Source organism: Methylobacterium sp. A49B, assembly GCF_053346215.1.
Genome location: NZ_JBKFBO010000135.1, coordinates 1 through 17,753, shown reverse-complemented (window position 1 = coordinate 17,753; position 17,753 = coordinate 1). Strand labels below are relative to the sequence as shown.

16 protein-coding genes are annotated in these 17,753 nt (G+C 69.2%); 9 read left to right on the top strand and 7 right to left on the bottom strand.

Annotated features, from left to right (window positions below):
* On the top strand, positions 1–1,252 hold a 1,252-nt coding region (locus ACLBX9_RS27590; RefSeq protein ID WP_447719367.1), incomplete at its 5' end, for an OmpP1/FadL family transporter.
* A gap of 102 nt (positions 1,253–1,354) precedes the next feature.
* Here ACLBX9_RS27590 and ACLBX9_RS27585 read toward each other — a convergent pair.
* A complete protein-coding gene (locus ACLBX9_RS27585) occupies positions 1,355–3,196 on the bottom strand; it encodes a PHA/PHB synthase family protein (RefSeq protein WP_447721114.1) in 1,842 nt (613 codons plus the stop codon).
* 156 nt (positions 3,197–3,352) lie between these two features.
* On the opposite strand from ACLBX9_RS27585, the gene ACLBX9_RS27580 reads away from it, so the two are divergent.
* The 5 genes from ACLBX9_RS27580 to prfB all read left to right on the top strand — a co-directional run bounded on the left by ACLBX9_RS27580 (position 3,353) and on the right by prfB (position 7,202).
* Entirely contained in the window at positions 3,353–3,718 is a 366-nt protein-coding gene (locus ACLBX9_RS27580; RefSeq protein WP_447721113.1) for a hypothetical protein, read from the top strand.
* A 121-nt stretch (positions 3,719–3,839) separates the two neighbouring features.
* Positions 3,840–5,057, top strand: coding sequence for an LL-diaminopimelate aminotransferase (locus tag ACLBX9_RS27575; RefSeq protein WP_039893172.1), 1,218 nt, complete (start codon positions 3,840–3,842; stop codon positions 5,055–5,057).
* 134 nt (positions 5,058–5,191) lie between these two features.
* Positions 5,192–5,404, top strand: coding sequence for a hypothetical protein (locus ACLBX9_RS27570; RefSeq protein WP_010683741.1), 213 nt, complete (start codon positions 5,192–5,194; stop codon positions 5,402–5,404).
* Between the two features lie 113 nt (positions 5,405–5,517).
* Entirely contained in the window at positions 5,518–5,877 is a 360-nt protein-coding gene (locus ACLBX9_RS27565) for a hypothetical protein (RefSeq protein ID WP_010683742.1), read from the top strand.
* A gap of 196 nt (positions 5,878–6,073) precedes the next feature.
* A protein-coding gene (prfB, locus tag ACLBX9_RS27560) for a peptide chain release factor 2 (protein ID WP_106428244.1) occupies positions 6,074–7,202 on the top strand; the annotation gives its coding sequence in 2 pieces (ribosomal slippage) (positions 6,074–6,142 and positions 6,144–7,202; 1,128 coding nt in all).
* 76 nt (positions 7,203–7,278) lie between these two features.
* On the opposite strand, the gene ACLBX9_RS27555 is transcribed toward prfB, so the two are convergent.
* The 6 genes from ACLBX9_RS27555 to ACLBX9_RS27530 form a co-directional block, all read right to left on the bottom strand.
* Positions 7,279–8,880, bottom strand: a complete 1,602-nt coding sequence (locus ACLBX9_RS27555; RefSeq protein WP_447721112.1) for a gamma-glutamyltransferase family protein — start codon at positions 8,878–8,880, stop codon at positions 7,279–7,281.
* Positions 8,881–9,041: 161 nt separating this feature from the next.
* Positions 9,042–9,965, bottom strand: a complete 924-nt coding sequence (locus ACLBX9_RS27550; protein WP_447721111.1) for an ABC transporter ATP-binding protein — start codon at positions 9,963–9,965, stop codon at positions 9,042–9,044.
* Positions 9,962–10,990 carry an ABC transporter ATP-binding protein gene (locus ACLBX9_RS27545; protein WP_447721110.1) on the bottom strand — a complete coding sequence of 343 codons (1,029 nt, stop codon included), beginning with the start codon at positions 10,988–10,990 and terminating at the stop codon, positions 9,962–9,964. The genes ACLBX9_RS27550 and ACLBX9_RS27545 overlap by 4 nt, the downstream gene beginning before the upstream one ends.
* Positions 10,987–11,916, bottom strand: coding sequence for an ABC transporter permease (locus ACLBX9_RS27540; protein ID WP_447721109.1), 930 nt, complete (start codon positions 11,914–11,916; stop codon positions 10,987–10,989). The genes ACLBX9_RS27545 and ACLBX9_RS27540 overlap by 4 nt, the downstream gene beginning before the upstream one ends.
* Entirely contained in the window at positions 11,913–12,857 is a 945-nt protein-coding gene (locus tag ACLBX9_RS27535) for an ABC transporter permease (RefSeq protein WP_010683748.1), read from the bottom strand. The genes ACLBX9_RS27540 and ACLBX9_RS27535 overlap by 4 nt, the downstream gene beginning before the upstream one ends.
* Positions 12,857–14,344, bottom strand: a complete 1,488-nt coding sequence (locus ACLBX9_RS27530) for an ABC transporter substrate-binding protein (protein ID WP_447721108.1) — start codon at positions 14,342–14,344, stop codon at positions 12,857–12,859. Before ACLBX9_RS27530 ends, ACLBX9_RS27535 begins: the two co-directional genes overlap by 1 nt.
* A gap of 460 nt (positions 14,345–14,804) precedes the next feature.
* Between ACLBX9_RS27530 and ACLBX9_RS27525 the strand changes: the two genes are divergently transcribed.
* From ACLBX9_RS27525 to ACLBX9_RS27515, 3 genes are all read left to right on the top strand, one after another.
* Positions 14,805–15,368, top strand: a complete 564-nt coding sequence (locus ACLBX9_RS27525; RefSeq protein WP_447721107.1) for a pilus assembly protein PilZ — start codon at positions 14,805–14,807, stop codon at positions 15,366–15,368.
* Between the two features lie 71 nt (positions 15,369–15,439).
* Positions 15,440–16,048, top strand: a complete 609-nt coding sequence (locus ACLBX9_RS27520) for a HupE/UreJ family protein (RefSeq protein ID WP_010683751.1) — start codon at positions 15,440–15,442, stop codon at positions 16,046–16,048.
* 842 nt (positions 16,049–16,890) lie between these two features.
* Positions 16,891–17,753, top strand: an 863-nt coding sequence (locus tag ACLBX9_RS27515) for a porin (protein WP_447721106.1), incomplete at its 3' end; no start/stop codon positions are given.

Here is a 17,753-nt window from a genome sequence, read left to right as displayed (position 1 = left end):
GGCGCATGCGGGTGCGTTTGGGATCCGGGAGCAGAGCACGCAGGCCCAGGGTCTGTCGTACGCGGGGGCGGCGTCGGGCTCGGGCGGCGTGTCGTCGATTTTCTGGAACCCGGCCACGATCACCATGAACCCGGGCTTCGTCTCGGAGCAGAACCTCACCTTCATCGGCCTGTCCTCCGAGATCCGGCCCGCGCCCGGCACCAACCCGGCCTTCGCCGGCCTGGGCGGCTCCGGCGACATCGGCCAGGGCGCCGTCGTGCCGGCGGGCGCCACCTCCTACCAGCTCAGCGACCGCCTCTGGCTCGGCCTGTCCACCGGCGCCCCCTTCGGCCTCGTGACCAAGCCGCGCGACGTGTGGGCCGGCGAGGTCTACGGCCGCTCGTCCCGGATCTTCTCGCTGGCGTTCAACCCGGTCATCGGCTTCAAGGTCAACGAGTGGCTCGCGCTCGCGGCCGGGCCCAACATCGAGTACTTCCGCCTGACCCTGCGCCAGGCGCTGCCGATCCCCGGGATCTCGCCGGTCGCCTACCCGAGCGGCTTCCTCAAGGGCGAGTCCTGGGGCGTGGGCTTCACCGCCGGCGCCACGATCACGCCGCGCGACGGCACCGTGCTGGGCATCGGCTACCGCTCCTCGGTCCACCACGACATCGACGGCTCGATCGGCGTGCCGCTGCTCGCGCTGGCGCCGCTGGCCGGCCAGGTCCGCGCCAAGCTGAACACGCCCGACAAGCTGAGCGTCGGCCTCACCCAGGCGATCACCCCGGTGGCGCGGGTCAACCTCGGCTTCGAGTGGGACAACTGGTCGAGGCTGGGCTCGATCGGCATCGTGTCGAAGACGCTCGGCCTGCCGGTCAACAACCTGCCGCTCAACTACAAGGACGGCTACACCTACGCGATCGGCGCCGAGTACGACGCCTCCGCCAACCTGACCCTGCGCACGGGCTTTGCCTACGAGACCTCGCCGATCGACTTCTCCAACCGCTCGGTGCGCCTGCCCGACGGCGACCGCTACATCGCCTCCGTGGGCGCCAGCTACCGCTGGAACCAGCAGCTGACCCTCAACCTCGCCTACTCGCACTTCTTCCTCGACCGCTCGCGGATCCTGGCCGGCATCGGGCGCGACTACAACGTCGGCAACATCGCCTTCGCGGGCGTGGTCGATTCCAGCGCCGACGTCGTCTCCGTCGGGTTCCGCTACGTCTTCGGCGCACCCCAAGCCCCAGCACCCGCACCCATCATCCGGAAATACTGAAGGACAAGCCCCGGGACGCCCCAGACACGGGCGTCCCGGGTCGCCCGCGGGTCCGCGCGGGGACCGGAGTTCGGGCCGCGCGTCCTCTCTCGCCGATCCGTCTCAGGAACGCATGCGCACGTAGGTGCCGGGCGCGGGGCCGAGGGATGGGAGTGCGTCGCCACCCGGCTTCCGGGCCGGGACGCGCTCGGGAGCCTGCGCCTCGATCCACTGGAACCAGTACGGCCACCACGAGCCCTTGGTCTCGACCGCGGCCTTGATCCACTCTTCGAGCGTGCCCTTCACCGGGCCGCCGGTCCAATAGCCGTATTTCGGCTTCGCGGGCGGGTTGATGACGCCGGCGATGTGTCCCGAGCCCGCCAGCACGTAGTCGACCTTGCCGCCGAACGACTTCGATCCCTCGAACACCGACAGGGCGGGCGCGATGTGATCCTCGCGGGTGGCGAGGTTGAAGATCGGCACCTGCACCTTCTTGAGGTCGAGACGGACGTTGCCGAGCACCATCCGGCCCTGTGCCAGCGTGTTGTTCAGGTAGCAGTTGCGCAGGTAGAAGGAATGGTTCGCCGCCGGCATCCGGGTGGCGTCCGAATTCCAGTAGAGCAGGTCGAAGGCCGAGGGCGTCTTACCCTTGATGTAATTGTTGACGATGTAGGGCCAGATCAGGTCGTTCGGCCGGAGCATGTTGAAGGCGTTGGCCATCCGGGCGCCTTCCAGGTAGCCACGGTCGGCCATGCGCATCTCGACCTGCCGGATCTGCTCCTCGTCGGCGAAGACCTTGAGATCGCCCGCATGGGTGAAGTCGACCTGCGTGGTGAGCAAAGTCGCGCTCTTGATCCGCCGGTTGCCCGTGGCCGCCTGCATGGCGAGCGTCACGGCGAGCAGCGTGCCGCCGACGCAGTAGCCGGCGGCGGTCACCTCGCTCTCGCCGGTGGCGACGCCAATCGCGTCGATGGCCGCCTCGATCCCCTCCCGCATGTAGGACTCGAAGTCCTTGTCGGCGTGGCGCTCGTCCGGGTTCACCCAGGAAATGCAGAAGACCGTGAGCCCCTGGTCGACCATCCACTTCAGGAAGCTCTTCTGGGGGTTGAGGTCGAGGATGTAGAACTTGTTGATCCAGGGCGGGACCATCAGGAACGGGCGCTTGAGGACGGTCTCGGTGGTGGGCGCGTACTGGATCAGTTCGATCAGGTCGTTGCGGAACACCACCTCGCCGGGCGTCACCGCCATGTTCCGGCCGACCTCGAAGCCGCTCGGGTCGGTCTGGCGCACGCGCAGCTGCCCGCCCCCGGCCTGCAGATCCTCCTCGTACATCTTCAACCCGCGGACGAGGTTGGCGCCGCTCTCCTGCAGGGTGTGGCGGATCAACTCCGGGTTCGTCGGCAGGAAATTGGAGGGCGACAGCATGGCGGTGAACTGGCGCAGGTAGAACTGCGCCTTGTGGCGCGTCTGCGCGTCGAGCCCCTCGGCCTCGTCCACGAGGCCCTCGGCCCAACGGGTGGCGAGCAGGTAAGCCTGCTTGAGGAAGTCGAAATACGGGTTGGTCGACCACTCGGCGTGGGCGAAGCGCGGATCGCGGGGTTCCGGAAGGGCGACCGGCTCGGCCCGCTGGCCCTGCAGGCGCAGGTAGGTGGAGCCCCACAGGGTCAGGAAGTCCTGCGACAGGCGCGCCTGCGCCTCGGCGCTCCGGTTCGGATCCGAGAGCCACGCCTCGGCCACCTTGCCGAGGACCTTCGCCGCGTCTCCCATCTCGTCGCCAGGCCCGCTCGCCTGGCCCTCCGGCGTCAAGAGACGGGCGACGTTGCGGCCCATCGCCTCCACGAACTGCCCGGCGTTGCGGGACAGCGCCTCGATATCCGGCAGCGGCGGGTTCACGCCGTCCGGGATCGCGCCGTTTGAGACCGACTTCGAAGGAGTGGTCCGATCCGGCGCCTGCGGGCTCGTCAAACGTGCCTCCCTGCTTTTCGTGCGTCGACCCGATCGCGCGAGCCTCGTTTCCGACAAAATAAGGAGCGAGCGAGAGATTTCGCCAGTCCGGCTCCCGACATCGCCGAAACATACGGCCGATCTTCTCATGTGCCTGTGACCATGGATCGCGCCTTCTTGAATCTTCCCGTTTGGGTGCGCCGCATCCTCGACCTCACGGCGCTGGTCGCGCTCGCAGCGCCGCTCACGGCCTGCTCCGGCGATGTCGTGCGCTCGCTGGCCTCCGATGCCGGCTACGGACCGAAGGTGGTCGCGGCGCCCGACTTCGTCGCCGAATCGCGGGGCAAGGAGAGGCCCGACTTCATGCCGGTGGGCGTGGACGCGCCGAAGCGTCCGGTCCGGGCCAAGTCGGTCACCGGGCAGAAGGCCCTGGAGGCGGAGCTGGAGAGCGCCCGCGGGCGCAACGAGGCGCGCGGTCGCGCGGCCGCGAGCGCCAGTCAGGGCGCCGCCGCCATCAAGCCGGCTCCGGCCGCTGCGCAATAGGACATCTTCAAGCTGAACCTTTTTGGGTCGGCGACGACGCGCATTTCTGCTACAGCATGGGGTTCGCGCGACCGGCACAGACGAAAGACGCCAGATTCGGGACGCGCCGATGGACACGCCCATGACCGACTTCCACCGCATCAAGCGACTGCCGCCCTACGTCTTCGAGCAGGTCAACCGGATCAAGGCCGCCGCCCGAGCTCAGGGCGCCGACATCATCGATCTCGGCATGGGCAATCCCGATCTCGACGCGCCCAAGCACGTGATCGCCAAGCTGTGCGAGACGGCCGGGCGCCCGCGCACCGATCGCTATTCGGCCTCCAAGGGCATCGCGGGACTCCGGAAGGCGCAGGCCGGATATTATCAGCGCCGCTTCGGCGTCACCCTCAACCCGGACACGCAGGTCGTGGCGACTCTCGGCTCGAAGGAGGGCTTCGCCAACATGGCCCAGGCGATCACAGCGCCGGGCGACGTCGTGCTGGTGCCCAACCCGAGCTACCCGATCCACGCCTTCGGTTTCCTGATGGCCGGCGGCGTCATCCGCTCCGTGCCGGCCGAGCCGACCCCGGCCATGTTCCCGGCGTTGGAGCGGGCCATGCGCCACTCGATCCCGAAGCCGGTGGCGCTGGTGGTGTGCTACCCGTCGAACCCCACCGCCTACGTGGCGAGCCTCGATTTCTACAAGGATCTCGTGGCTTTCGCGAAGCAGCACGAGCTGATCCTGCTGTCGGACCTCGCTTACGCGGAGGTCTATTTCGACGGCAATCCGCCGCCCTCGGTCCTGCAGGTGCCCGGCGCGATCGACTGCACGGTGGAGTTCACCTCCCTGTCGAAGACCTACTCGATGGCCGGCTGGCGCATGGGCTTCGCGGTGGGCAACGAGCGCCTGCTCGCGGCCCTGACCCGGGTGAAGTCCTACCTCGATTACGGCGCCTTCACGCCGATCCAGGTCGCCGCCACCGCAGCCCTCAACGGGCCGGACGATTGCATCAACGAGATGCGCGGCATCTACCGGAAGCGGCGCGATGCGCTGGTGGAGTCCTTCGGCAAGGCCGGCTGGACGATCCCGTCTCCCGCCGCCTCGATGTTCGCCTGGGTGCCGATCCCGGAGCGCTACCGGGAGTTGGGCAGCCTGGAATTCTCCAAGCTGCTCCTCGAGAAATCCGACGTGGCGGTGGCGCCCGGCATCGGCTTCGGCGAGTTCGGCGACGAGTACGTGCGCATCGCCCTTGTGGAGAACGAGCAGCGCATCCGGCAGGCCGCCCGCAACGTCCGCCGGTTCTTCGACGGCACCGATAAGACCCTCCACAACGTCGTTCCGATGGCGCGCACCGGGTAGCTGCACCCGTTCCGATTGTGGCCGCGGGGCGACAGGCGTCATCAAAGGAGTCCTTGTCCCGCCGCGGCGCTTGTCACGGCGGGGCGCGATGGCCAGGGTCAGGCGCGGGGGTCTTCCCGCGCTCCGAGTGTCGCATGCGCCGCCTGAACCTGATCGCCGCCCTGCTGCTCGCCGCCGCGGCCTCGGCCTGTGCGCCGAACCCGATCATCGCCCGCGATCCGGTGCCCGCGCCCGGCCCGGCGGACGTCTACGCCTGCGATTCGAAGCCGTTGCCGCTCAACGCCTTCATCACGGATTGCCGCCCGGCGCCTGCCAGTCCGCAGGTCGTCCTGCGCGCCCGCGGCTGAGCGGAGCCGGCATTTCGGTAACCCGTCGTCGCGGACAGGCCGGACAAAGCGCCCGCGTTCAGCTAGACTGTAGGACCTGCGCCGGCCGAGCCGGCCCCGTGACGGAGCACCGCGTGAGCGCCAAGATCCTTTTTGCCGCCGGACTTCTCGCCCTGACGGTAGGGCAGGGAGCCTCGGCATCGGATGCGGCCTACCCGCCCGCGCCCTACCAGCCGCGCGCCTTCGTGTTCACCGCGCCGAACGGCCCGACGGTGCTCCAGCCGGAAGGCTGCTGCCAAGTCGTCGTGCCGCCGGGTCGGCCCGACCTCGCCGTGCCACCGGTGCCCGTGGCCGAGGTGATGAACGGCGGCGGCTTCGGCTACACGGGGTTCGATTATTACAACGACCAGATCACCGAGGGCCGCTTCGGCGCCCGCAAGCGGCCGAAGGAATACGTGATCGCCCCGGCCTACATCGTTCCGCCGCGCTACTGAGCCGGCGCGACAAAACCGGCCCTGCTCCCCGCGGAGCTTGGGCCGGCCCAATGCTTCGCACGGTTGATCCGAAGCCTTGAATTACCGCGCCTCCGGACGCGGCGGCTCCGGCCAAGCGCCGGGGCGCCGTTTACAGGCCGGTCGCCCGGCGGTATCACCCCGCCCCGACACCTTCACCTCATCCCCGAAAAACCAGATGCGCGCCGAGATCGAGCAAGCCTCGGATGCCGCCAAGCAGTCTATAGGGCTGCTGAGGAGGCATCTTTGACTGGGACACAGTCGACAAACGCCTCGCGGAGCTGAACGCGGCCTCCGAGGACCCGGAACTCTGGAACGATGCCGAGGCCGCCCAGAAGGTCATGCGCGAGCGCCAGCAGCTCGACGAGGCCGTCACGGCGATCAAGAAGCTCGAGCGCGACCTTGAGGATGGAGCCACGCTGATCGAACTCGGCGAGATGGAGGGCGACGACTCCTCGATCCGCGAGGGCGAGGCGGCGATCCTGGCGGTCGAGAAGGAGGCCGCGAGCCGTCAGGTGGAGACGCTCCTGTCGGGCGAGGCCGACGGCTTCGACACCTACCTTGAAGTACATGCCGGGGCTGGCGGCACGGAGAGCCAGGACTGGGCCAACATGCTTCAGCGCATGTACGCCCGCTGGGCCGAGCGCCGGAAGTACAAGGTCGACGTCGTCGAGATGACCGACGGCGAGGAGGCCGGGATCAAGGGCGCCACGCTCCTGATCAAGGGCCACAACGCCTATGGCTGGCTCAAGACCGAGTCCGGCGTGCACCGTCTGGTGCGGATCTCGCCCTACGATTCCAGCGCCCGGCGGCACACCAGCTTCGCCAGCGTCTGGGTCTATCCGGTAATCGACGACCGGATCGAGATCGAGATCAAGGAATCCGACTGCCGGATCGACACGTATCGCTCCTCCGGCGCCGGCGGCCAGCACGTCAACACGACCGACTCGGCGGTGCGCATCACCCACAACCCGACCGGGATCGTGGTGGCGTGCCAGCAGGAGCGCTCGCAGCACAAGAACCGGGCGACCGCCTGGAACATGCTGCGCGCCCGGCTCTACGAGGCGGAGCTGAAGAAGCGCGAGGAGAAAGCCAACGCCGAGGCCGCCTCCAAGACCGATATCGGCTGGGGCCACCAGATCCGGTCCTACGTACTGCAGCCCTACCAGCTGGTGAAAGATCTGCGCACCGGCACCCAGTCCACCGATCCGGACGAGGTGCTCGACGGCGATCTCGACCCCTTCATGGAGGCCTCGCTCGCCCAGCGGGTCTACGGCGGCGTCGAGGCGGTCGAGGATATCGACTGAGCCGGCGGTGCTGACACGTCGCGCGGTTGAGCGTGTCAAAGGATGAGCGCCGGCGGCGCCCATCCCCACATCTGCATCAATACCCCAGCGCCGCACCATCCTTGCGCGGGTCCGATCCGGCAGCCAGCGTGCCGGCCTTCCGGTCGATCCAGATGATCTGGCCGCCGCCGAGCGGCAGCGGCGCGCGGATTGCCGGATGGCCGCGCTCGATCAGTCCCGCCATCACCGCGTCGGAGATCCCGCCCTCGACCTCCAAGGTCCCCCCGTAGGCGAAACTGCGCGGGGCATCGAGCGCCTCCTGCACGTCGAGGCCCCGGTCGAGGATGCCGGAGAGCAGCTCCATATGCCCCATGGCTTGGTAATGGCCGCCCATGACGCCGAACGGGGCGATCGCCTTCCCATCCTTCATCAGCATGCCGGGGATGATCGTGTGCATCGGCCGCTTGCCGGGCCCGACGCTGTTCGGATGGCCGCCCTCCGTGCGGAACGACAGGCCGCGGTTGTGTAGCAGCACGCCGCTCTCGGGCGCCAGGATCCCCGAGCCGAAACCCTGGAAGATCGAGTTGATCAGCGACAGCGCGTTGCCGTCCCGGTCGACCACGCAGAGATAGACGGTGTCCTTGTGGGCGCGGCCCTCGGCGATTTCCTGCTGGATCTCGGGATAGATCTCCGGCTCCCGGGCCCGGCCCATGTCGATCGCCCCGTGGGCGGCGGCCTTCCAGGCGTCGGAGAGCAGGTGCTCGATCGGGACTTGGGCGAGGGCGGCATCGCCGAACAGGACGTCGCGGTGGTGGTAACCCTGCTTGCAGACCTCGGCGAAGAGGTGGACACGGTCGAGGTCCGAGAGGGCGCCGACGTCGTAGTGGGAGAGGACGTTGAGCATCATCAGCGCCGCGAGCCCCTGGCCGGCGGGCGGACACTCGTAGACGTCGTAGCCCCGGTAGCGGGTCGAGACCGCCGTGACCACGTCGGGCCGGGCGGCGGCGAAATCCTCGAGCGTATGGAGGCCGCCGAGTTCGCTGAGCCGGCTTACCATATCCTGCGCGACGGAGCCCGTGTAGAAGGTCTTCGGGCCTTCCTCGGCGATCTTCCGGAGCGTGGCGGCTAGCCTCGGCAGGCGGAAGATGCTGCCGATGGCCGGCGCCTGCCCACCGGGCAGATAGGTCTCGGCGGCATGGGGATCGCCGGCGACCCGGGGCACGCAGCGCTGCCAGTCCCAGCCGACGCGCTGCTGGATCACAAACCCGTCCTGCGCGTAGCGGATGGCCGGCTGGAGCAGCTCACCCAGCGAGCGGGTGCCGTGCTCGCGGACCAGAAGATCCCAGGCCGCGACTGCGCCCGGAACCGTGACCGCGTGGGGGGAGGTGGGCGCGATGCCGACGCCGTGCTCGGCGTACCAGTCGGGCGTCGCGGCGGCAGGCGCGCGGCCGGAACCGTCGAGCGCGATGGGTTTCGAGGCGCCGGCGGGCGCGTAGAGGGCGAAGCAATCGCCGCCGATGCCGGTCATCAGCGGGTCGACCACGCATTGCACGGCGACCGCCGCGATCCCGGCATCGACCGCGTTGCCGCCGGCACGCAGCACCTCGATGGCGGCGAGCGTGGAGAGCGGGTGCGAGGTCGCCACGGCGGCGTTGGCGGCGTAGATCGGGGAGCGGCCGGGTGCGGAGTAGTCTCTCACGGGATGTCCTGTCGTTTCCGAGTCGTCCAGCGTTTCCCCTCCCCCTTGCGGGGAGGGGTTAGGGGTGGGGGTGGCTCAGGATCGAGCGGCGCGGTCCATTCTGCACCACCCCCACCTCCGGCTCCTCCCCGCAAGGGGGAGGAGAGGCGGTTGCGCCGTACTCATTCAGTTCCGCCCCCCGGCAGCGCCACCCAATGCCCCGGCACCACCTCCGTGAGCGGCCCGTCCGGCGGCTGGTCGTGGCCGGCAAGGTCCCGCGCGGCGAGGCGGGCCCGCTCCTCGGCCGGATGCGGCACCGGCACCGCGGCGAGCAGGCGGCGGGTGTAGGGATGACGCGGATCCGCGTAGAGGGCATCCGCCTCGGCCAACTCGACGATCCGCCCGCGCCAGAGCACCGCGACCCGGTGGCAGAGATAGCGCACCATCCGCAGGTCGTGGGAGATGAACAGGTAGGACAGGCCCATCTCGTCCTGCAGGTCCTGGAGCAGGTTCACCACCTGCGCCTGGATCGACACGTCGAGCGCTGCGATCGGCTCGTCGGCGACGATGAAGCTGGGCTTGAGGGCGATTGCCCGGGCGATGCAGATTCGCTGCCGCTGGCCGCCCGAGAACTGGTGCGGGTAGCGCCCCATGAAGCGCGGATCGAGCCCGACCCGCTGGAAGAGGGCGGCAACCGCCTCCCGCCGCTCCGGACCCCGCATGTCGCGCCGGTGCAGCTTGAACGCCTCCGCGACGTAGTCTCCGGCGCTCATCCGCGGGTTGAGAGCCGCGTAGGGATCCTGGAACACGGTCTGGATCCGGGCGCGCATCTTGCGCATGGCGGCCGCCGAGAGCTTGGCGAGGTCGGTGCCCTCGAACGCGATCGTGCCCGAGGTCGGCGGGTTGAGCATGGTCACGGCCCGGCCGATGGTCGACTTGCCGGAGCCGGATTCGCCGACGAGACCCAGGGTCTCGCCGGGGCGGATGTCGAAGCTCACGCCCTCGACAGCGCGGAACACCGCGCCCTTGCCGCCCCACCAGGACCGGAGGGGATAGTGCTTGGACAGGTCGCGCACCGAGACGATGGGTTGCTCCGGCCCGCTCATCGCGCGGCCTCCTGGCCCAGGAGCCTCGGCAGGTCGTACCAGGCGGCGACGAGGTGGCCCGGCGCCGCGCCGGGCGCCTGCGCCAGGGGCGGCATCTCGGTCCGGCAGCGGGGCGTCGCGAAGGCGTTGCGCGGCGCGAACGGATCACCCGGCGGCAGATGGCGCATGTCCGGGGGGGCGCCCTCGATCTGGTGGAGCCGCCGCCGCCCGGCGCGGCCTCCGGAGAGGTCCGGCAGGGAGCGCAGGAGGCCCAGCGTGTAGGCGTTACGGGGATCCGAAAAGATGTCGTCGACCGGGCCGCGCTCCAGGATCCGGCCGGCATACATCACCTGCACGGTGTCGCTGATCCCAGCCACGACCCCGAGGTCGTGGGTGATCCAGATGATCGCCATGCCGAGCTCGCGCTTCAGCTCCTGAACGAGGGCGACGATCTCGGCCTGGACGGTGACGTCCAGCGCGGTGGTCGCTTCGTCGGCGATCAGCAGCTTCGGCCGGCAGCTCAGGCCGATCGCGATCATCACCCGTTGGCGCTGGCCGCCCGAGAACTCGTGCGGGTACTGGTCGAGGCGCGCGGCGGCGTTCGGAATGCGGACGAGGTCGAGCAGCTCCCTGGCCCGGGCGCGGGCCGCGCGGGCGTCGAGTCCGAGATGGATCCGCAGCGGCTCGACGATCTGCGCCGCCACGGTCATGCCGGGGTTGAGCGAACTCATCGGGTCCTGGAACACGAATCCGATCGCGCCGCCGCGGATCTTCCGGAGTTCGCGCTCCTTCAGGGCGAGGAGGTCGCGCCCCTCGAACAGCACCTGACCGCTGGTGATGCGGCCGGGCGGGCGCGGGATCAGGCCCAGCATGGCCAGCACGTGCACGCTCTTGCCGGAGCCGGACTCGCCGACGATCCCCAGCGTCTCGCCCTCGTGCAGGGTGTAGGAGACGCCGTTGACCGCGTGGACCGCGCCGCCGTCGCTGTCGAAGGCGACCGCGAGGTCGCGGACGTCGAGGAGGGGCCGGGTCATCGCCTTCGTCATGTCCGCTGCCTCGGATCGAGGGCGTCCCGCAGGCCGTCGCCGAACAGGTTGAAGGCGAGCACGGCGAGGAAGATCGACAGGCCGGGCCAGATCGCCATCCACGGCGCCTCGTCCATGAAATTCTTGGCGGTGTTGAGCATCGCCCCCCAGGACGGCTCGGGCGGCTGCTGACCCAGGCCGAGGAACGACAGGCTCGCCTCCGCGATGATCGCCGCCGCGATGGTGAGTGTCGCCTGGACGAGGATCGCCGGGACGATGTTGGGCAGGATGTGGACCCGGGCGATCCGCCATGGCGGGTTGCCCATGGCGCGCGCCGCCTCGACGAACTCCTCCGCCGCCACGGCGCGGACCTGCGCGCGGGTCAACCGGATGAAGGTCGAGGTTGCCGACAGGCCGATGGCGATCATCGCGTTGACGAGGCTCGGGCCGAGGAAGGCGGCGAGCGCGATCGCCAGGATCAGGAACGGGATCGCCAGGAGCGCGTCGGTAAGCCGGGAGATCGCCCCGTCGATCCAGCCGCCCGCGTAACCGGCGAGCAGTCCCAGCGGCAGGCCGAGGGAGACCGCAAGCGCCACCGACACCAGGCCGGCGCCGAGGGAGGCGCGGGCGCCGAAGATGATCCGCGAGAGCACGTCGCGCCCGACCTCGTCGCCGCCGAACGGGTGCGCGAGGCTCGGCGCGCCGCGGACGTTGCCCCAGTCGGTGGCGGTCGGGTCGTAGGGGGCGATCCAGGGCGCGAACACCGCCATCAAGACCAGCAGGCCGACGATGACGAGCCCGGCCACGGCGCTCCTGCGGGCGCGCAGGCGCCGCCAGAAGGCCGCGAGGGTGCCGGGTTCCTGGAGGATGGCCTGGACGGGAGTGCCAGACGGGGCGGCCTCCAGGCCGACGGCCTCGGCGCTGGCAATCTCGCTGCCGGTGCTCATGCCCGCCTCAGCTTCGGGTTAACGGCCGCCGACAGCAGATCGGCGGCGAGGTTCAGCGCGATGTAGGTGGCGGCGGTGCAGATCACGACGCCCTGCACGGTGGCGAAATCCCGGTTGAACACGGCATCGACCATCAGCTTCCCGAAGCCCGGAACCGAGAACACCTGCTCGGTGAGCACCGCCCCCGACAGGAGCTGCCCGAATTCCAGCGCCCCGAGGGTGATGATCGGGATCGCGGCGTTTGGCAGCGCATGCCGCAGGGTCACCCGGAGCGGCGAGACGCCCTTGGCGCGCGCGGTGCGAACGTAATCGGAGCCGAGCACGCCCAGCATCGCCGCGCGAGTGTGGCGCATCATCACCGCCGCGATGGCGTTGCCCAGCACGAAGGCCGGCATCGCCATGGCGGCGAGGTTTTCCGACAGGCTCTCGAACGGCGAGACGTAGCCCGAGGCCGGCAGCCAGCCGAGTTCCACCGAGAACAACAGGATCAGCAGGATCCCGAGCCAGAAATTCGGCACCGACAGGCCCCAGAGGGCGATCCCGTTGGCGATCGTGTCGGCGGCCTGGCCGCGCTTGACCGCCGACAGCACGCCCATCGGCACGCCGATGGCCAGCGCCACCAGCATGGCCAGGCAGGCCAGCTCCAGCGTCACCGGCAGCTTCTCGACGATCAGCTCCGAGACCGGCTTCTGCAGCCGGATCGACTCGCCGAGATCGCCCCGGATCACGCCGCCCGCCCAGTAGGCGTAGCGTACCGGCAGGGGCTCATCGAGGTGGTACTTCTCGCGGATGAACGCGATCACTTGCGGGTCGCGCTCCTCGCCGGTGAGCGCGGTGGCGACGTCGCCCGGCAGCAATTGCTGCAGGGCGAAGATGATCATCGAGGCGATGATCAGGGTCGGAACCGCCAGGGCGAGGCGTCGGGCGAGAAACCGCAGCATCAGTTGAGCTTCAATCCGGTGAAGCGCGCCAGCCCGTCCGGATAGGGCACGAAGCCCGTGAGCTTCTGACTGTAGGCCCAGAGCAGCTTGCGGTGCAGGATGTAGATACCCGGCCGGTCCTTCAGCACCTGATCGGCCAGAGCCTTCCAGGCGGCCTTGCGCTTGGCCGGATCGACGGTGCCGCGCTCGGCCTGGAGCGCCGCGTCGGCCTCGGGGCTGCAGTACTTGGGATAGTTCAGCGCCGCCTTGCAGAAGAGGAAGCTGTAGGTGTTGCCATCCGGGTCCGAGCGGCCGCTCCAGGAATAGAGCTGCGCCTCGTAGTTGCCCTTGTCGGCGGCATCGAGCGCGGTGGTGAAGTCCACCGCCTGGATCTTCACGTCGAAGCCCGCCTCCTTGGTCATCGCCTGGATTACCTGCCCGACCTGCGGCGCGTCGCTGTTGGCGTAGACGGTCAGGGTGATCTGCGGGTTCGGCTTGCCGGCTTCGGCGAGCAGCGCCTTGGCCTTGGCCACGTCCCGCTTCGGGATCGGGTACTCGGCGACGTAGTTCGGGTTCTTCGGGTTGACCCACTGGTTACCGGCCAGGAACTCGCCGTTATAGACCACCTGATTGATGGCGTTGCGGTCCAGCGCCGACTCGAAGGCGGCGCGCACCTTCGGGTCCGCCACCGGCGAGCCGGCCTTGTTGGGGTTGAACAGGATCTCCTGGAAGCCGAGCTCGTAGGTGGAGTCGAGCTTCAGCTTGGCGTCCCGCTTCACCTGGGAAACGTCGGTGGGGGCCAAGCGCTCCAGGAGGTCGAGCTGCCCGGCCCGCAGGTTGGTGAGCCGCACCGTCGCGTCGGGGATCGGGCGGAACTCGATCCGCTGGATGTGGATCGCGTCCTTGTTCCAGTAATCGGGGAAGCGCTCGACCACGATCCGGTCCTGCGGCACCCGCTCGACGAACTTGTACGGTCCGGCGCAGACCGGCGCGGTGGCGAACTTGTCGCCCAGCCGCTCCGCGGCCTTCGGCGACACCATCATGCCGGCCCGGTCGGTGAACTGCGCCAGCAGCGGCGCGAACGGCTGCTTCAGGTTGATGCGGAAGGTCAGGTCGTCGACCACGTCCACGGAGGCGATCGGCGCGATCTCCGAGCGGCGCTGCGAGCCCGGCATCTTCATATGGCGCTCGATCGAGTACTTGGCCGCCACGGCATCGAGCTTCTCGCCGTCGTGGAACAGCACCCCCGGGCGCAGGTGCATCGTCAGCGCCTTCTCGTCGGACGAAAGCTCCCAGGACGTGGCGAGCTGCGGCACCGGCTTCAGGTCAGGCCCGATATCGACGAGCTTGTCGCAGAGGGCGGCGAACACCATCCGGCTCGCGAAGGTGCGCGCGAGCGTCGGGTCGAGGGCATCCGGATCCTCCATCATGCCGTAGCGCAGGGTCTGCGCGGCGGCGGGCCCGGTCAGCAGGAACCCGGCGAAGAGGCAAGCGGCGACACGCAGCATGGGATCGGTCCGGATGAGCGAGTTTCGGAGCAGGACGTTCTCGGCCGCGGCCGACCGCTGCGGCGGGCGACACTGTCGCGTACCGTCATGGTATGTACAATCCCAGGCAGCATCCACGCCACGGCGCAGGATTGCATCTTGAATTCATTTGTCGCGTTCGACGCGTGCCCGAGTGCCGCTCCGATGTGGATACGACCCCGGAGGCTGTGGTGAGAGGGATGCCGGAACCAGGGCACGGGCGAGGATGCGGCAGGTCGGCCGGTCACGATCCCGTCTTCCGCGGGGCAGATCGCGCCCGAGCGTATCCCTCACCTTCCGGCGCTTGCCCGAAAGATGTGCAGATCTGACCGCGCCGGCTGGCGAAAGCCCGCGACGCTCAAGTTTTACGGAGTCGCTGAATATGTCGGCAAACTGATCCATCGCACAACGCGCCCATGCTCAAGATGCGGCGAAAGAAGGCATGAATGACGCCCGGCACATCGTCATCCTGCCTGCCCTGTGCTGGAACCAGCGCCGTCGGGACTTCTACGCCATTACCACGGACGTGTCGGCGGACGGCATCCGACTCCGCTCCTCGTCCCTGCTGGACCCCGGCGAGGATCTCACCTGCAGCATCCGGCATATCGGCCTCCTGGAGGCGCGGATCGACTGGGCGGCCGGCCGGGACTTCGTCGTCTCCGTCCGCGGAGGTCGGCCGGTGCTCATCGGGTTGGCGCGCCAGTTCGTGGCGCTGGCGCGGGCGCAGGACCTGCGCGCGGAGCCGCTGCGCCTTCACCGACGGATCGTGCCGCGACAGAGGATCGTCGACGTCACCGTTGGGGATGGTCCCGCCGTCGCGGGGCATGTGCTCAACGTCTCGGCCTCCGGTGTAGCCCTCCTGGTAGAGGCTTCGCTGGAGATCGGTGCCACGATCCGCGTGGGACGGAAGCTTGCCCGTGTGATCCGTCACTTCACGCACGGCGTCGGCGCCGCGTTCCTCGAGCCCTTCGAACCGAGCGCGGTTCACGAGGCGATGACCCTGTGACCCGTGCGGCAGGCCCTCGCAGATCCTCAGGAAGAGCGCTACATCTTTCCGGGCTCAGCGAAGGACCCTGCATGAAACGTCTGTTCCCCGCCGCCCTTATGGCTTCCATGGCCGCCCTTCCGGCGGCGCTTGTGCTGCTGCCGCAGGCGGCGCTCGCGCATCCCGGGCACGGCGCCGCGACGGGCGCGGAGGCGGGCTTCCTCCACCCGCTGATGGGCGCCGATCACATCCTGGCCATGGTCGCGGTCGGCCTGCTGGCAGCCCTGAAGGGCGGCCGGGCACTCTGGGCGCTACCCGGCTCGTTCCTGGCCCTGATGAGCGCCGGGGCCGGCCTCGGCATGTCCGGCGTCGCGCTGCCCCATGCCGAGACCGCCATCGCGCTGTCGATCGTCGTCTTCGGCCTCGCCGCCATCGTCGGCCTGCGGGCGCCGGTCGCCCTGCTCGCCGCCGTGGTCGGGTTCTTCGCGGTGTTCCACGGCTACACGCACGGCGCCGAAATGCCGGACACCGCTTCGGGTCTCTCCTTCGGCCTCGGCTTCCTGATCGCCACGGCCCTGCTCCATGGTGCCGGGCTCGCCCTCGGTGCCGCAGGGACGCGGATCGGTGCGTCCCGTGGCGCACCGGCGCTCGGCGCGGTCGTGACGGGGGCCGGTCTGGCGCTGCTGGCGCTGCCGGCCTGAGCGCGACGGAGTCCTTCGTGACGGGCGGGACACTCCGCCCGCACGTCCCCATGCATCTCGGCTTCGAACACCGCTCGGGACCTGCAAGATCTGGGTGTTTCGGATGAACGCGGATCACGGAGCCGGTTCGACGGCCGGTCGTACCCGCGGCGCGGCGTACTAGTATGTGTGGCGTCTGGTGGAGCCGATAAGCACCGGCTGCGGCCGATCTCGTGATGGCGTCAGGGTCCAGCGCGCAAGACGTTGCGGCGGCGCGCGGTGCCATCGAGGTAGACGCTCTCACGACGGCGCGCTTCGCTCTCGTCCAGTCTCGCCGAGGCGACTGAGCGCGCAGCACTACGTCGACAGACGCGTCAGGCCCCTCCGGAATACGCAACCCGCTCACCGGCTCTCAGCCGCGTCGACCATCCCACGCCCGAGGCGGCCCCCAACGCGCGCTGCGGGCGGCTGCAAAGCTCCAGGCGGCGGGTCTAAGGCCGCGCCGCGTCCCGCGCTCGAATCGGCGGAGCCGCCGCGAGCCGAGCCCGCGCTATTCACAGCCCAAGACCGGCCGCGATCGGGGTTCGGATTGGCATCCGGCGGCGCGGTCGGGGCGATTTGCGGCCGATACCGGTTCAAATTGTTGCCAGGCCGCAACATCCGGGCGGAACAGCCAAGGCTGACACGAATCCTCGTTGCCGGCCGAAACGCCTTCGCACATGGTGTTCGTGCACGGGGGCATCGCCAAGCGAGAGCCCGCAGGAGCCTGCCGCCAGACGCGGGCCAAACCTACAGAACGTGCGGCAAGACCCGGAAAACCGGGCGTGTCCGCATCATCGGGTCTCGAAGCTTTGGAGATGTCTATGAAGCTCTTGAAGAGCTCGTTGCTCGGGTCTGCAGCCGCGTTCGCGGCGGTGGGCGCCGCGCACGCCGCCGACCTGCCGGTCAAGAAGGCGGTTCCGATCGAGTACGTCCGCGTCTGCTCCGCCTACGGCGCCGGCTTCTTCTACATTCCCGGCACCGACACCTGCCTGCGTCTCTCGGGCCGCGCCCGGTTCGAGGGCGGCTACCAGACCGCCTACACCCGCCAGTTCAACCAGGGCGGTGACTCGGCTGGCTACGGCACCCGCATGCGCATCAACCTCGATGCCCGCACCCAAACCGCCTATGGCACGCTGCGCGCCTTCGTGCGTCTCGACGCCGGCTACCGCTCGGGTGGCCCTTACGGCGGCGGCACCTCCGGCACGCAGCAGCGCATCGGCCAGGCCTACGCGGCCCTCGGCGTCGATCAGTTCGGCCGCGCCCAGCAGTACATGAACGTCGACAAGGCGTTCATCCAGTTCGCGGGCCTGACCGCCGGTCGCGCGTCCTCGTTCTTCGACTTCTACGCCCACGACTTCGAGTTCACCGGCGCCACGGCCGGCTCGGACGTGTTCTCCACGAACCTGCTCGCCTACACCGCCACGCTCGGCAACGGCCTGTCCGCGACGATCTCGGCTGAAGATCCGGTCTTCCGCCGCACCGGCATCTTCTCGCCGACCGTCAACGCCAACAACGTCACGGTCAACGCGGCGATCACGAACTTCGGCATCACCAACTCGCCGATCCCGGTGATCACAGGCTTCAACGCGGCCGGTGCGCCGTCGCGCTTCAACTTCGTCGACGGCATCGAGAAGAGCCGGATCCCCGACGTCGTCGGCGTGCTCCGCCTCGATCAGGCCTGGGG

Bases quoted from the DNA above. Each gene is read 5' to 3' on its own strand.
- ACLBX9_RS27575 (WP_039893172.1), top strand. From the start codon at position 3,840: ATGACCGACTTCCACCGCATCAAGCGACTGCCGCCCTACGTCTTCGAG.
- ACLBX9_RS27570 (WP_010683741.1), top strand. From the start codon at position 5,192: ATGCGCCGCCTGAACCTGATCGCCGCCCTGCTGCTCGCCGCCGCGGCC.
- ACLBX9_RS27550 (WP_447721111.1), bottom strand. From the start codon at position 9,965: ATGAGCGGGCCGGAGCAACCCATCGTCTCGGTGCGCGACCTGTCCAAG.
- ACLBX9_RS27545 (WP_447721110.1), bottom strand. From the start codon at position 10,990: ATGACGAAGGCGATGACCCGGCCCCTCCTCGACGTCCGCGACCTCGCG.
- ACLBX9_RS27540 (WP_447721109.1), bottom strand. From the start codon at position 11,916: ATGAGCACCGGCAGCGAGATTGCCAGCGCCGAGGCCGTCGGCCTGGAG.
- ACLBX9_RS27535 (WP_010683748.1), bottom strand. From the start codon at position 12,857: ATGCTGCGGTTTCTCGCCCGACGCCTCGCCCTGGCGGTTCCGACCCTG.
- ACLBX9_RS27530 (WP_447721108.1), bottom strand. From the start codon at position 14,344: ATGCTGCGTGTCGCCGCTTGCCTCTTCGCCGGGTTCCTGCTGACCGGG.
- ACLBX9_RS27525 (WP_447721107.1), top strand. From the start codon at position 14,805: ATGAATGACGCCCGGCACATCGTCATCCTGCCTGCCCTGTGCTGGAAC.
- ACLBX9_RS27520 (WP_010683751.1), top strand. From the start codon at position 15,440: ATGAAACGTCTGTTCCCCGCCGCCCTTATGGCTTCCATGGCCGCCCTT.